This window comes from Flavobacterium collinsii, assembly GCF_946903285.1.
Classification (GTDB): Bacteria; Bacteroidota; Bacteroidia; order Flavobacteriales; family Flavobacteriaceae; genus Flavobacterium; species Flavobacterium collinsii.
Genome location: NZ_OX336425.1, coordinates 4,424,864 through 4,438,382 on the forward strand (window position 1 = coordinate 4,424,864; position 13,519 = coordinate 4,438,382).

Here is a 13,519-nt window from a genome sequence, read left to right on the forward strand (position 1 = left end):
ATTAAATTTTATTGATTATCTGACTGCCCTTTTCTTTTTCTCTTCCTGCGTTTTGCTTTAAGCTGATTGGGCACGTAAACCGGCATGGATTCCATCCGGGTCAAAACATCCAAAACTTTAGCCAGAGCAGTATCGAAATTATCCGTTTTACTAATTTCAAATAAATCTTTATTCAAGACATTTGCCTGTATTTCAGCTTTGGATTTTATGTTTATGTCCTTATCGGAACCCTGCAGAATTTTACCCAATAAATTACAGCGTTCCTGTACTGCCTTTGCGCTGTATTGTTTGCCTAAATCACTTCCATTAAACACACATTTTGTAGTATGATCCACATAGGTGATGCCGTAAATCAATCCGGCAGCACTTTTTCTTGAAACAATATTAATCCCCTCCTTTTCCAGCAATTTTCCGAGCTCGGAAAATGAAATACTTTTATTAAGAAGCGCCAGGTCGACAGCATTCTTTATCCTGTTTTTCATCGATACATTGCCATTGCCGGTGGACATAAATTTTTGTTCTAAAAATTTATGAGTCGGCTTATTATAAAAGTCACTTGCTTTAATAGGAACCCCGATAGGTTTTCCATCGCTGTCAAGTATGCGGTACACCAATCCTTCTGCTTTAAAAATCCTTGAGTCTTCAGATCCCCGATCAGCAAAAACATTGTAAAGCTTGAGCACAGCATTGAGTTCAAAAAGATTTGAATATTTATAGGTTGAAAGCACTCCGTTAAGCACTGCTGCAATCGCTTTTTTTGACTGCATTTTTCCGTATGAAACTTTCTGAACATTGACAGGTTTAAGTACTTTATCTATATTATTTTTACGCCCCTGAGCGGCCACTAAAGAGAACATCTTCTCTATTTCTTTGCGGGCTGTTTCAGACTGGTTCCTGCCAATATTGTGCATATCAATCCTGCTTCCATCCTGTTTAACCTTTATGGACACCAAATGAATATGCGGGTGCCCCGCATCATGGTGGCGGTATACCAAGTAGGGCTGCTCGCCAAAACCAATTTTCTGCATATAGGCATCTGCAATCTCCATTAATTTTTGGTTGGTTAAGGAGATTTCAGAGTGATCAAAATTCAGCGAAATATGTACACTATTGCGCTTTACATTCTCATTTAAAGCATTTTGATTGAGCAGTCTGCTGAGTTTCATTGTGATGCTCATTTTATCGACTTCAAGAGGATAATTCCCCTCGCCTATGCACTCCGCTGCACCTTGTTTTACCTTATTTTCATTATAGTTGAAAATGTTGTGAAGTGAATTCCCGGTCTTAATTACTGCAACCATTTTCGGGAGATTTTCTCAATATATTTATTTATCTCTTCTACCTTATTAAAAAGTACCCTTCGATCCAGTTCATGATTGACAATCCAGGTTTTAAATTCCGGAATCTGCTGCAGTGTATGCAGTTTTTTTACGGCCTGATTAAAGTTGTTTCCCAAGGCTTTAAGTTCAGTTCTGAGTCTGATAATCTCGAACATAAATTCATCCAGGGACTGATTGCGGTAATTAGTTGTGATGGGTCTATCAAACAAATATTTACGAATATATTCACTTAATTTGCGACAGGTTGTAGCCTTCCATTTACGTTCAATTCTTGCATATTCTGCAGGCGTAAAACGCAGGCCTACAATGCGAGTTCTGTTTGAATTTTCCTTTTCCATCATCTTTCATTTTCATTAATTTCAAACTCTTTTTCTTCTTTCAGTTTCACTGCTCACGAGTTCCGAGTAAAGAGCAGCCAGATTCGGTTGTTTAACAACCGGACATCTGGCCGATTGCAGGAACCTGGCAATCTTTAAGCTATTTTAAATATCATTTTAGAATTTCTGCATTTCTGCAGATCACTTAAATCAAATCACAATAGACACATTCTTAGAAAACATCTAAGGACTGTTTCTAAAACTATACGAAGTTAAGTAAGCTCCAGCTATTCAACCCATCATGTACATATTATGTCCATGATAATTAAAAGGTCAATTTATACTTTTGTGTTAATAAATATTAATTTAAAAACGTGAAAATTATGATGACAACAAATGATGTAGCAAGGGTTTTTGATACTATACTTAGTATTCCTGGGATGAATGAGACGGTAAAGATTGATTTGAAAATTTCACGCAAAAATGTACTGCTCCTAAACCATGTGATTGAGCGTGGGCTCACGGCGCCGGATGATGAAAAATCATCTATTTTGGTTTCTGCAATCCCTGAGGAAAACCTTATGGATTTAAAACAGCTTGCAGAGGAGTGCCTTCAAAAAGCAGGTCTGACAGAACTTCGTGAAAAGCTGCAGAACCTCAACCAATCCGGAAAATAAACTGATTTAAAATTTACCGGACTTAATGCCAATAAAGAGAAATCTTATTGGCATTTCTTTTTTTGACCCTTTTCTATCAAAAGCTCTGCTTTTTTTTGTTTTTAACTCACAATTAATTGTTTTTGAAAAATACTGGCTTGTTTTAGGTAACAATCACAATTACAACCTGTTGTAATTTTGTCTCAGTTCTATTAAGTTAAACATTTATCCTAATCAAATAAATTCGAACTACTGCAGAAATCTCCAAACAATTGTTTTAAATATACCTACAGAAATCATGAAGTTAAACAGCAACCTAGGCACTATTGCCAAAGAAATAATCTGCCTCCTGTATGTGATGCTTTTTGTGTATGTAGCTGTAAGCAAATTATTGGATTTTGAGAATTTCCAAGTACAGCTGGGACAGTCTCCATTATTAAGCGCTTACGCCTCTTACATATCATGGATGGTGCCCACGATCGAGCTATTAGTTGCCTTTCTGCTCTTTATTCCGAAATGGCGCCATTACGGTCTTTATGCCTGCCTGTGTTTAATGACTATGTTTACGGCATATATTTATATTGTCCTGCATTACAGCTCTTTCGTTCCCTGTTCCTGTGGTGGGATTTTAGAGAAAATGAGCTGGAATGTTCATTTAGTTTTTAATTTCTTTTTTGTTGGATTAGCTGTCGTTGCAATTGTTTTGAATTATAGATCTAAAACTGAAAAAATTAGTGTAAAAAACAAATTCTCACCAATTAAAGCTATTCCGATTTTCATATCCTTAAGTATAGTTATTATTATCGCTTTATTTGTCTCTTCGGAAGAAATCATGGAGCACAAAAATCCATTTATCAGGCGATACATCAAACGAACTGTGCAGCTTGTCTATTCCAAAGATTTAATTTATAATTCTTATTATTTTTCCGGAAGCAGTCCAGATAAGCTTTATTTAGGAAATTACACCACACCATTGCAGATCATCTCGATTGACACCTCATTCAAGTTTCAGGATACACACTATATAGAAAATAGTGATCTTAAAATTCATTTTCGCTCTATCAAGATTTTAGTTAGGGAAAAATATTTTTATCTAATGGATGGTAGTGTTCCAAGTATATCAGCGGGCAGTACTGAAGACTGGGAGATTTCCATTAAATTAAAAGGGCTTCCTTATTTTACGGCGGCGGAACCCATTGACACATCATCTTTTATATTCCGCAACAACAATGGGATAAAATCGGCCAACATTCTCGGCATTTACACTGCAAATAATGAAAGGAAAATTCAGTATAAGCCAGGTCTGCTGAAAAAGCAGATCGATGGAATTTTTGACACTGACGGCATACTACATTACAGCAATAAAATGAAAAAGGCTGTGTATGTTTATTTTTATCGCAATGAAATTATAATGGCAGATAAAAATGGAAATTTAGCTTATCGCAGCAAAACAATCGATACTTTTTCAAGGGCAAAAATCAAGGTATCCTATCTCAAAAACGAGACTATCCGTAAGATGTCCGCACCACCGCTTACTGTTAATTCACTAAGTACGCTTCATAATAATCTATTGTTTATAGAATCGAAAATTCCAGGTCAATATGAAGATCCAGCTCTCTGGAAACACGCTTCAATAATAGACGTTTATGACATCTCAAAAAACAGCTATGTTCTGAGTTTCCCAATATTTAAAATAGGAGATGACAAGCTCAAATCCTTGTACTTAACCGATAGGAATCTTTATGTTTTAATTGGTACAAAAGTTTTGATGTACGAGCTGAAAGAAAACCTTAAAAATGCTATGCAAACCGATAAGCAGATCTCCATTTAATAATTTATCAAAATATACCGGCCGGTGCCAGGAAATAAGATCGAACACCTGTAGAAAATAGTAGATCAAATAACCTTAATACATATTATTATGAAAACCACATTTTTAAAATCGACAATGCCCTTTGCTCTTGTTGCAGTAATGGGAATTTCAGGTGCTTTTTTGACCACTTCTATGCAGAGTGCATCAAAGCCGCCTGCTCCGGGATACATAAACAGCGCTACAAAACCCTGTAATGTTCCGGTTAGTTGTGACAGTACGCCTAGTCCATTTCTATGTGAAGCAAGTGGCCAACAGGCTTTTGGGAAAGCCAACAATTGTCAACAGTTGCGTTATCGTCCTGTTAATTAAATAACCATTAAATGCAATGCAGTTATGTATAAGAACTGCATTGTTTTTTTTTAGTTCACGGCCTCTTTGGTCCACTTCACTGACTGGTCATTTTTCAGGTAGTAATCAAACCACTGATTAATTCTCAAACTCAGATCTTTTTGATTTTTTTCTTTCATTAGGGTATGTTTTTCATCTGGGTAGAGCAGCATAGTTGCAGGTTTCCCCAATCTTCTAAGTGCCATATAAAATTCAACACTCTGATGCCAGCTTACGAGCCAGTCTGATTTACCTGCCCATATTAAAATAGGGGTATTAATAGAGGCGGCATTAGCCACCGGAGAGTTCCTCGAATACAAATTCGGATCATCAAAAGGGCTTTTTCCCAAGCGCCACTGTTCACTTTGAAAGCGGGTCATATCAGAAATATTAAGATCCCAACCGACAGTGAGATAAAAACTGGTCAAATCAGCAATAGAAGCCCCTGAAACTGCTGCTGCGAAAAGGTCTGTCTGAGTGATTATGAAATTGGTCTCATATCCTCCGAAAGACACGCCCATTAACCCTATCCTCGATGGATCTACGAAATTTTTGCTTATGATATGATTGGTTGCACTAACAACACAGTCAACTGTATTTTCTCCAACTGTACCAGTTTCATGTTCAATATCCGGACATAATATCAGGTAGTCTTTTGTTGTCATCACAGATTCATTAAAGCCATTTCCGTTAAACAAGGTTGGGTTGATATATTTATGAATATTATGCGACTGCTTTTCATAAATATGGACAATCATGGCATATTTTTTATTGGTATCAAAATTGGAAGGAAAATACAAAATGCCTTTCAACTCTTTACCTGCTGCATTGTGATATGTAATAAGTTCCGAAGTGCCCCTTTGGAACTTCTCGTAATGCGCATTACTCTGAAATATGATTTTTTCCATAGAAGAATCTTTCTTCAAAACTATACGCGGAGGAAGATCGAATCTCTGCTCCTGACAAATATAAAACCCAGCCTTTTTTATGTAATGCATATTGTTAAAAAAACTGTTGCGGCTTAAAATCTGTTTTAGCCCGCCGGTTTTCTCTAAACTGCAATATCCTGTCTGGCCATTATCATATTCCGCGCGAAAAATGAGTTTATCATTTAAATCAACAACAATGCTTTTAAAGCCATCAAAATTTCGCAAAAGAAGATCAAAATCCCCCCGGGTATTTATTCTATATTTATTTTTTTCCTCTCTACCTTTGGTGAGTCTTCTGCCTGATGTGCCGTCGTTCTTTATTGCCCAGATATCATATTGGTCATATAATAAAATTTCTTTGTCATCCAGAGTCCATCCCGGATTTCCGTAAGCTGCATCCCCTCCTAATCCATGCACTCTGCCAAAAAAGGGAACTTTTATATTCTGTGTAATGTTGAGATGGGTTTTCATCTTAACATTATAAATCCACCAGTTGCTGTCCTTGTAGTATGCAACATACTTGCCAGACGGTGATGGCAACAGATCTGTATGGTATTCGCTTTGTTTTTTAACCATAATTTCTTTTTGACCGGTATCAAGATTCACCAAATAATAATCCCGAGGAGCTATAATTTCAAACTGGGGTTCGTATTGTTTAGGGTTCGATATTATCGCCAAAGTTTTATTGCCATTTAGCATTACACTGGGAAATTCCGAAGAAGAAATTTGCACCACGCAACCATTTGAAGGATGCCAAACCGCCAGATTAGCTTTCTCATAAAATCTCCCAGATGATTGTTCCAGGGGATAGATCCATTTATCGGCGGTATTCCAAACTTCCACCGCGTCCCCTGCTTTTTGTTCAACCTCTATATTTGTGGAATTAAGTCCAAAAAAGACTTTATCCAAATCGGACGATATGGTCAGGGGATAACTATCCGTTTTATCAAAAATTTTATCAGATGCAAAATTGTTAAGTTCCTTTTGATTAAGCCTGAGTATTTTTTTTGTCTCCAGCTTATATAAACAAAGATCGGTACTACTAGCTATGGAATCTGATGAACTGTAAAAAGCAACTGCTTTTCCATTCTCCTCCCATGCGAAATTATAAAACACACCATCTCCTTGCCTAGCGATCCATTCTATTGCCGAATTCCGAAGATTTAGAATTCCCACAGAATATTTTTCTTTTTCTTTTATCGAAATAATAATCTCTTTTTGGGTTGGGCTCATTGAAAAATCTGCTACATCATTCACTAAGCTGATTACACCAGTTGACAATTTTTGCAACTGCAGTTGTTTTTCCTTCCGTAAAAGTGTAATAATCTGGTCCGTTTCAGCGGAATATTCGATATGCGTATCCAATGGATAAGACTGGTGTATCCCTGTTTTCAAACCTAAGGTCTGGATGCTGTTTTTGTCGTTGACAATAAGGTGCTCATTTCCGGCAAAACGTGGAAAAACCCCACCAGGCAGATTAAAGGTTTCTCCGTTTATAGTATTTCGCACAAACAGTGTATCTCTTCCGCTTTCATAACGCATTAGATAAGTGATCCATCGGCCATCCGGGGAGGGATTTCCAACGATGAGCTCTCCCCATTTCTTATAATCGGATTCTGTCAGCTGTTTTTTTTGCACCACCTGCCCCCATAAGGGACAGGCTACTAATGGCAAAATAAAAAATAAAAATAAAGTCTGTTTCAGCTTCATACACAGAGATTTCTGTTTCTTGCTTCCATAAGGAAAAATATTTTGAGTTTTCATATTTAATAACCGCTGTTCTGCGGACGTATATTAGGATTAATGCTCAGTTCGTTTTGAGGCAGAGGAAACAGAACATCTGTTGAATTCCAGCCAGTCTTTACAGGATCAAGGACATTATCAATCTGTCCGGAACGCTTGAGGTCAAAAAAGCGATGTCCGAATTCTGTAAACAGTTCCCATCTCCTCTCCCTTAAAACCGCATCAACAATCTGCTGAGCAGAAACTGCATCTGTATCCAAAAGCCCGGCGCGTTTTCTAATTCTGTTCAAATCTTCTTTAGCGCCTATTAAATCTCCCTGATGCGCCCTTGCTTCTGCCCTTATAAGGTACTGTTCGGCAAGGCGGAAAATTATAGAGTACTCCATTGAAGTGGCAGTATTTTCAAACTCCTTGTATTTGTATGCATGATACCATGTATCAGTCCCGTCGCTGAGAGCCTTTGTCCAGTTTGCTTTTCGAAGGTCATTTTGATCAAAGGATTCGATCAGATTATTAGTTAATGCCACAAAGGGCGGAGGACCAGAAGAAAATATAAAAATACTGGCCTCATCTGTATTTTTTCCGGCCACAGATGGCTGAAACTGCCATATGGTTTCCTTGGAATCTTTTAAGAATACCAGAGAAGCATTATCCTCGATGGTATAAAGATTTGAAGCATTTAGGACCGCTGATGCGGCATTTGAGGCTTCTGCCCATGACTCATTGTACAGATATACCCTTGCCAATAATGCTTTTGCCGCAAATTGGTTGGGGCGTACCCGCCCGGCATTTAAATAATCCTGCGCCAGCATGGCTGCTGCATTTTCCAGATCCGCAATTATATTCCTGTAGATATCTTTTACCGGAATTTTCGAAGCTTCATTATTTATCTTTCGGTCTGTAGATACAATATAAGGGATTTCCCTGTAGAGATTAGCCAAATAAAAATGCACGATGGCTCTTATAAACAGGGCTTCTCCTTTTAGCTGTTCTTTTTCCTTTACGGTGAGTTTGTTGCTTAACTCCACTCCTTCCTTGACGGCATTAGCAGCATAAATCTGATTATAACTAAGATTCCAATATTCTGTAATAGTGGAATTTGCAGGCAGAAGTGCATTGGTATAAAAAGGGAGTGTTGGATCGCCGGGACTTGCAAGGCAGTATAGCTCGTCTGCATAATTACCCAACAGATTGGAAGCGCCTGATGTCGAACCTGAAAGCAAGCCCTGCTCTCTCATTTTAGAATAAATATCGGATAATGCTGCGTTTGCAGTGGAATAGTTATCAAAAACTGAAACTGTAGTTAGTTGTGATTTGGGAAGATCAACTTCTACAAAAGAATCACATGAGGTCAACAACACCATTGTTATTACCTGAAACAGCAATAAATAGTGTATAGAATTATTTTTAAGGGATAGTGTTTTCATGACAAAGTATTAAAAAGTGAGCTGGATTCCAGCAGTAATAATTTTCAATGGTGGCAGAGATCGCGAACCAATAAATTCAGGATCCCCATCCTTGTATTTTGTAAAAGTGAGCAGATTTTGTCCCTGCAGGATTATCTGGCACTGCGTGCTTTTCATATTTAAAGGCAGGTCATATGAAAGGGCTATATTCTTTAAGCGTATAAAAGACCCGTCTGTTATGGAACCTGTACTCTGCCTGAATAGATAGTTGGCTGTAACTGCATCCCCGTTATAACCACTGGTATAAATCTGCTGAGATGCAATATCTCCGGGCTTTGTCCAGCTGACTGCTACGCTTTGCGGTTGATTAGACATCTGTCCGGTGACACCATTATAGTAACTTCTGGTATCCTGTTTAACAAACTGAAAAAGAAAATCAAGTTTTAATCTTCTGTAGGATAGTACATTTTGCAACCCTCCAAAATATTGCGGGTTGAAATCTACAACACTCTGCCTGTCTTCGGGAAATGAAATGATACCGTCCTTGTTAATGTCTTCGAAAAGATAAACACCTCTTTGATTGTCAATTCCTGTATAGTTGTAATTCAGTTCAATATTCAAGGGCTCGTCAATACGATATTGCTCTTTGTAGGGTGAGGCAGAAAGCCCGGGAAAACTAATTAGCTTATTTCTGGCAAAAGTTAAATTCAGGCTGGTCGTCCACTTAAAGTTCTGGGTATTGAAATTTTGAGTCCTTACAGTGAATTCAAATCCTGTGTTTTGCACAACAGCATCTAAATTGGCCTGCATTGACTGAAACCCTGTAGTTCCTGCCAAAGGTATACCAACCAGCTGGTTGGAGGAACGGTTTTGATACCACGCGGCTGTTAGAAATATTTTATCCTGCAGGAATCCCATTTCCAGAGCAGCTTCAATTTTTTTATTGGTTTCCCATCCAAAGTCAGGATTATAAAGCCGTGATGGCTGCAATCCCACGTTTGAATCATAATTAAATCCCGATGAAGTATAAGTATCAAGAAACTGGTAATCCCCAATCTGGTCATTTCCGGTTGTCCCGTAACTTGCGCGAAGTTTGCCAAAACTCAGCCATGAAATATCTTTTAAAAATCCTTCTTTGGTGAAAATCCATGCCACTCCCACGGCTCCGAAATTGGCAAACTGATTACCCGGACCAAACCGGCTTGAGCCGTCCCGCCTTCCTGTAAGGTTTACAATATAACGGTCCTGCCAGTTATAGTTAATCCTTCCGAAAAAAGCCTGATATTTATACAAGGCGTCATCACTATATAAGACGCGCACTGTAGATGCAGACGCAAGATCATATATCAAGTCATTTGATGTGAAGCCGCTTCCGAATTGATACAGCCTCCCAGTGGTCTGGCTCTGGAAAGTTCCTCCCGCCAGAATATTGACTTTACCAAAAGTCATTTCTTTTTCCCAACTTATCTGGGGCTCCACTATCCAGGACTGCCTGTCTGTATTATTTAAATAAATACCGGAAAAGGCGCTTGTCAACTGATAAATGGGATTATAGATGGTAGAAGGAGAAGTTCGGGTTTCCTGGTGCCTTAAGTCGGTAAAACCAAAATTACTTTTCAAAACTAAATTATCCAGCAAATCATAAGATAATACAGCGCTAGTAACAAGGTCATTCGTTTTGGATCTGAACTCTGCATCTCTGTAACGCAGCGGATTCTGCCAAGTTCCATTTTCCCAATTTAAATTGCCGGCTGCATCATAAAGCGCAGGTGCATTTGGCGCCAGATATCTGGAGCTTGCAGTCAGATCATAGGCAGGCTGATCATTATCCTGAATATTGTATCCTGCTGAAAAAGTGAACTTTAGCCTATTATCTTCTGAACGGTGGCTCATGCTGAACTGCGTCCCTCCTTTCTTGTACATATACTGGCCGGGGAATACGGTAGACTCTGTGTGATAGGTAATGCTCAATAAAAACTGCGTTTTATCAGATCCGCCTGAGAGCGTAGCCTGCAGATCAGTTATCTGGGCAGTACCACCCAAAAATTCTTTCTGCCAGTCCGTTTCACGGTTCTGGTCCCATGTCCCGTTTATATCATAGTCCCATGGATTATACTGCGTCAGACCATCATTGATAAAAGCTTGTTTTCTCATTGCCAGGTACTGCTGGGTACTCATCAGTTTCATAAATTTATTTACGGTACCGGCGCCGGTTGCAGCTTTAACACTCACAACAGTTTTTCCGCCTTTTCCTTTTTTAGTAGTGATCAGCACTACTCCATTGGCTCCTCTTGAACCATAAATCGAGGTCGCATCAGCATCTTTAAGTATCTCGATGCTTTCGATTGTATCTGGATTTATACTATTTAATGGACTTGTAACAGTTGGAAATGTAGAGGATGTCTGATTATAACCTATAGGATTCGAGGCGTAAGGAACTCCATCTATTATGTACAATGGATTATTCCCATCACTTCTAATACTGTTTTGTCCACGGATTTTAATATCAAAACCTCCGCCGGGAACCCCTGTGGTCTGTATGATACTAACACCGGCCATTCGCCCCTGCATAGCTGCAAGAACATTGGTTACGGGCTGCGCTTCAATATCTTTTGAAATGATTCGCGCAATACTTCCTGTACGCTCGCTTTCTTTAATGGAATAGTATCCTGCATTGATCTTCACCTCCTTTAGAGTCGTTGTATCATACTCTAACGAAATATTTATTGTCTTACGGTCCTGAACAGGAACAAGAACAGTCTTAAAACCTATAAAAGAAACGATCAATGTATCCGATGGCGAAGCAGAAAGAGCGTACTGACCGCTATAATCGGAAATAGTAGCAGAATTGCGCCTGTTTTTTATGGCAATGGTTACCCCAGGAAGCGGATTGGATCCGTCGCTAATAGTCCCCTGGACCTGAAACTGTTGAGAAAGTGAAATACTATGCCTAACGGAGTTTGTGGCATAAACAGATGAAAAAGAAAAACATAGCCATATGAAAAATAGGCGATAAAGAGCTTTCCCATCCTTGTAAAATGAAAAAATATTCATAATATTGGGATTGGTTAGTTAAACGATGATTTGATTAGCTATGGTCCTCTGCTATAGTTTAGTCGCTGATGTAGAGGGCCATTTTTTATGCATTAAGTAAACGGCTTAATGGACATAAAGAAGTTTTTTTTAAAGACATAGGCATTAATAATTTTAAGGTTCGACTTTGAATCAAAGCGAGACTTTAAAGTAAAAAGAAGAAATATCGCTAAGAATAATCAGAGAGTTTTGAACATAAAAAAGCGTGGAACTCATCTTAAACGTCTCTGGTACTTGGCATGACCTCCACGAATAAGTGAGCCCACGCCAATAGACGTGAGCATCTTACTTATCATCTCGTGGTTTAAACTGCCAAGTTTTGAGCCGAGATTCTAAGCGAATGCTTCAATATTATTTATATGAAGAATCGCAAAAATACAATCCTAATGGATTGAAAGCAAATATAACAAAATTATTCTACCGTTTGCTATCGCAAACGATTTTTTTCAACAAATGAATTTATTTTGTTAATTAATACACATAAATTGACAGCAAATAAATCTACATCTTTAGGACCTAAAAATATGCTTTCCAAAAAGCATATCTGTAACTTCATTGCCAAAAAATGGATAATTGACAAAAAAGATGAGGAAGGAAAAGATATTAGTTTTACATCCTATGGCAATCAATGTGATCTTGTAACTAGTACTATTTCAAAAATTGCCAGTGATGAAGGATATAACATCCCTATAAATACATTAATAAAAATTTTGCGGAAAGAAGAGATGACATTATCTCAATTCTTTATAGAATGTGAAAGGGAATATTTCTAATTATAAAAAACAAAAAAAGATGCCTAAGGCATCTTTTTTTATGTCCAATAGAAATTAAAACAGGTATTTATACTGTAGTAATATCATTTTTAAAAGAATTATTTTACTACTTATTAATTAAGATAGATTATGGAAAACCGTAAAGTATAACAAAAGCGGTTTTGTATGTTTGGAAAGCTAAACAATGTAAAGCCAATCCAATTATTAGATTTATTGATTCGTTTTTTATGTCATCAATTAACAAGTAATGCTAAATTTATGAAGAAGTCGGTATTAATAATCAAAGGATATAGTAAAACCGCTGTCGAATTAATTAATGACAGGAAAATCATTCAGTTGTACATTGATTTCTTTTGTAGCAATGCAGGTGGTGCCTTTAATTTTCATAAGGAAATATTCGTTTTAGAAGAACCAGATATTGACGGCATAAATAATACAATTCATTTAAACGCTCTTGATTATTTAGTAGTTATACTTGTAGGACATGGAGCTAACAAAGATGGTTTACAAATATTTCAACTACAAAATGATTTGTTCATTCAGTCCGGACAAATACAATTTGAATGTAAAAAACAATTACATATTATCGAATCTTGCAGAGATATAATAGATTTTGAACTCCACATTAAACGTATAAATAGATTAATTCCAAAATATAGACAAGGTGGGATAGTTAAGATGCCGCTAACAAGAGAAGAAGCATTGGAAAAATTTAATGACGCTATTGACAAATGTAAAGATGGTGTTGTTTATTTATTTGCTACTGAAATTGATCAAAGTGCGTACAATTATTTCTTTTTACAGGTTTTAGTAGATATTTCTATTTATCTACATGAGTATTTACGTAATAACATTTTTTTCACGTCAGAAATATTTGAACATGCAAAAAACCAAGTGACAAGTTTATCAAAAGGGAAACAAACACCGGTAAAAATAGGTGATGGTAATTTTCCTTTTGTAATTACAATAATATAATTTGTGCATAATAACGTTTTCCCACAGTAGCCACATTATCTTTCTTAAACGGAAACAACAAATTATTCACTACTGATACCAAGCCAT

At 37.3% G+C, this 13,519-nt stretch carries 10 protein-coding genes; 5 read left to right on the forward strand and 5 right to left on the reverse strand.

The features are described from left to right. Nucleotides 1-8: 8 nt before the first annotated feature. Together OGZ34_RS18020 and OGZ34_RS18025 are read right to left on the reverse strand one after the other, a co-directional pair. Entirely contained in the window at nt 9-1,301 is a 1,293-nt protein-coding gene (locus OGZ34_RS18020) for a relaxase/mobilization nuclease domain-containing protein (protein ID WP_263361183.1), read from the reverse strand. Further along, nucleotides 1,289-1,681 (reverse strand): plasmid mobilization protein, encoded by a 393-nt coding sequence (locus OGZ34_RS18025; protein WP_263361184.1) that lies wholly within the window; start codon nt 1,679-1,681, stop codon nt 1,289-1,291. The genes OGZ34_RS18020 and OGZ34_RS18025 overlap by 13 nt, the downstream gene beginning before the upstream one ends. A gap of 359 nt (nt 1,682-2,040) precedes the next feature. On the opposite strand from OGZ34_RS18025, the gene OGZ34_RS18030 reads away from it, so the two are divergent. From OGZ34_RS18030 to OGZ34_RS18040, 3 genes are all read left to right on the forward strand, one after another. Further along, nucleotides 2,041-2,334, forward strand: coding sequence for a hypothetical protein (locus OGZ34_RS18030; RefSeq protein ID WP_263361185.1), 294 nt, complete (start codon nt 2,041-2,043; stop codon nt 2,332-2,334). 277 nt (nt 2,335-2,611) lie between these two features. Continuing rightward, the gene (locus OGZ34_RS18035) at nt 2,612-4,144 is read left to right on the forward strand and encodes a MauE/DoxX family redox-associated membrane protein (protein ID WP_263361186.1); all 1,533 of its coding nucleotides are present in this window, start codon (nt 2,612-2,614) and stop codon (nt 4,142-4,144) included. A 90-nt stretch (nt 4,145-4,234) separates the two neighbouring features. Beyond that, nucleotides 4,235-4,495 (forward strand): hypothetical protein, encoded by a 261-nt coding sequence (locus OGZ34_RS18040; RefSeq protein ID WP_263361187.1) that lies wholly within the window; start codon nt 4,235-4,237, stop codon nt 4,493-4,495. 50 nt (nt 4,496-4,545) lie between these two features. Here the strand turns inward: OGZ34_RS18040 and OGZ34_RS18045 are convergent, their stop codons facing one another. The 3 genes from OGZ34_RS18045 to OGZ34_RS18055 all read right to left on the reverse strand — a co-directional run bounded on the left by OGZ34_RS18045 (nt 4,546) and on the right by OGZ34_RS18055 (nt 11,645). After that, nucleotides 4,546-7,206, reverse strand: a complete 2,661-nt coding sequence (locus OGZ34_RS18045) for a S9 family peptidase (protein ID WP_263361188.1) — start codon at nt 7,204-7,206, stop codon at nt 4,546-4,548. A 2-nt stretch (nt 7,207-7,208) separates the two neighbouring features. Next, on the reverse strand, nt 7,209-8,549 hold the full coding sequence (locus OGZ34_RS18050; RefSeq protein ID WP_263363147.1) for a RagB/SusD family nutrient uptake outer membrane protein: 1,341 nt from the start codon (nt 8,547-8,549) through the stop codon (nt 7,209-7,211). Nucleotides 8,550-8,621: 72 nt separating this feature from the next. Further along, nucleotides 8,622-11,645: a SusC/RagA family TonB-linked outer membrane protein gene (locus OGZ34_RS18055; RefSeq protein WP_263361189.1), complete on the reverse strand. Its 3,024-nt coding sequence runs from the start codon at nt 11,643-11,645 to the stop codon at nt 8,622-8,624. A gap of 524 nt (nt 11,646-12,169) precedes the next feature. On the opposite strand from OGZ34_RS18055, the gene OGZ34_RS18060 reads away from it, so the two are divergent. Next, on the forward strand, nt 12,170-12,457 hold the full coding sequence (locus OGZ34_RS18060; protein ID WP_263361190.1) for a hypothetical protein: 288 nt from the start codon (nt 12,170-12,172) through the stop codon (nt 12,455-12,457). Between the two features lie 165 nt (nt 12,458-12,622). Beyond that, nucleotides 12,623-13,432 carry a hypothetical protein gene (locus OGZ34_RS18065; protein WP_263361191.1) on the forward strand — a complete coding sequence of 270 codons (810 nt, stop codon included), beginning with the start codon at nt 12,623-12,625 and terminating at the stop codon, nt 13,430-13,432. Nucleotides 13,433-13,519: the final 87 nt, after the last annotated feature.

Excerpts from the sequence above, each read along its gene's own strand:
- OGZ34_RS18020 (WP_263361183.1), bottom strand. The coding sequence starts at position 1,301 with ATGGTTGCAGTAATTAAGACCGGGAATTCACTTCACAACATTTTCAAC.
- OGZ34_RS18025 (WP_263361184.1), bottom strand. The coding sequence starts at position 1,681 with ATGATGGAAAAGGAAAATTCAAACAGAACTCGCATTGTAGGCCTGCGT.
- OGZ34_RS18030 (WP_263361185.1), top strand. The coding sequence starts at position 2,041 with ATGATGACAACAAATGATGTAGCAAGGGTTTTTGATACTATACTTAGT.
- OGZ34_RS18035 (WP_263361186.1), top strand. The coding sequence starts at position 2,612 with ATGAAGTTAAACAGCAACCTAGGCACTATTGCCAAAGAAATAATCTGC.
- OGZ34_RS18040 (WP_263361187.1), top strand. The coding sequence starts at position 4,235 with ATGAAAACCACATTTTTAAAATCGACAATGCCCTTTGCTCTTGTTGCA.
- OGZ34_RS18045 (WP_263361188.1), bottom strand. The coding sequence starts at position 7,206 with ATGAAAACTCAAAATATTTTTCCTTATGGAAGCAAGAAACAGAAATCT.
- OGZ34_RS18050 (WP_263363147.1), bottom strand. The coding sequence starts at position 8,549 with ATGGTGTTGTTGACCTCATGTGATTCTTTTGTAGAAGTTGATCTTCCC.
- OGZ34_RS18055 (WP_263361189.1), bottom strand. The coding sequence starts at position 11,645 with ATGAATATTTTTTCATTTTACAAGGATGGGAAAGCTCTTTATCGCCTA.
- OGZ34_RS18065 (WP_263361191.1), top strand. The coding sequence starts at position 12,623 with ATGTTTGGAAAGCTAAACAATGTAAAGCCAATCCAATTATTAGATTTA.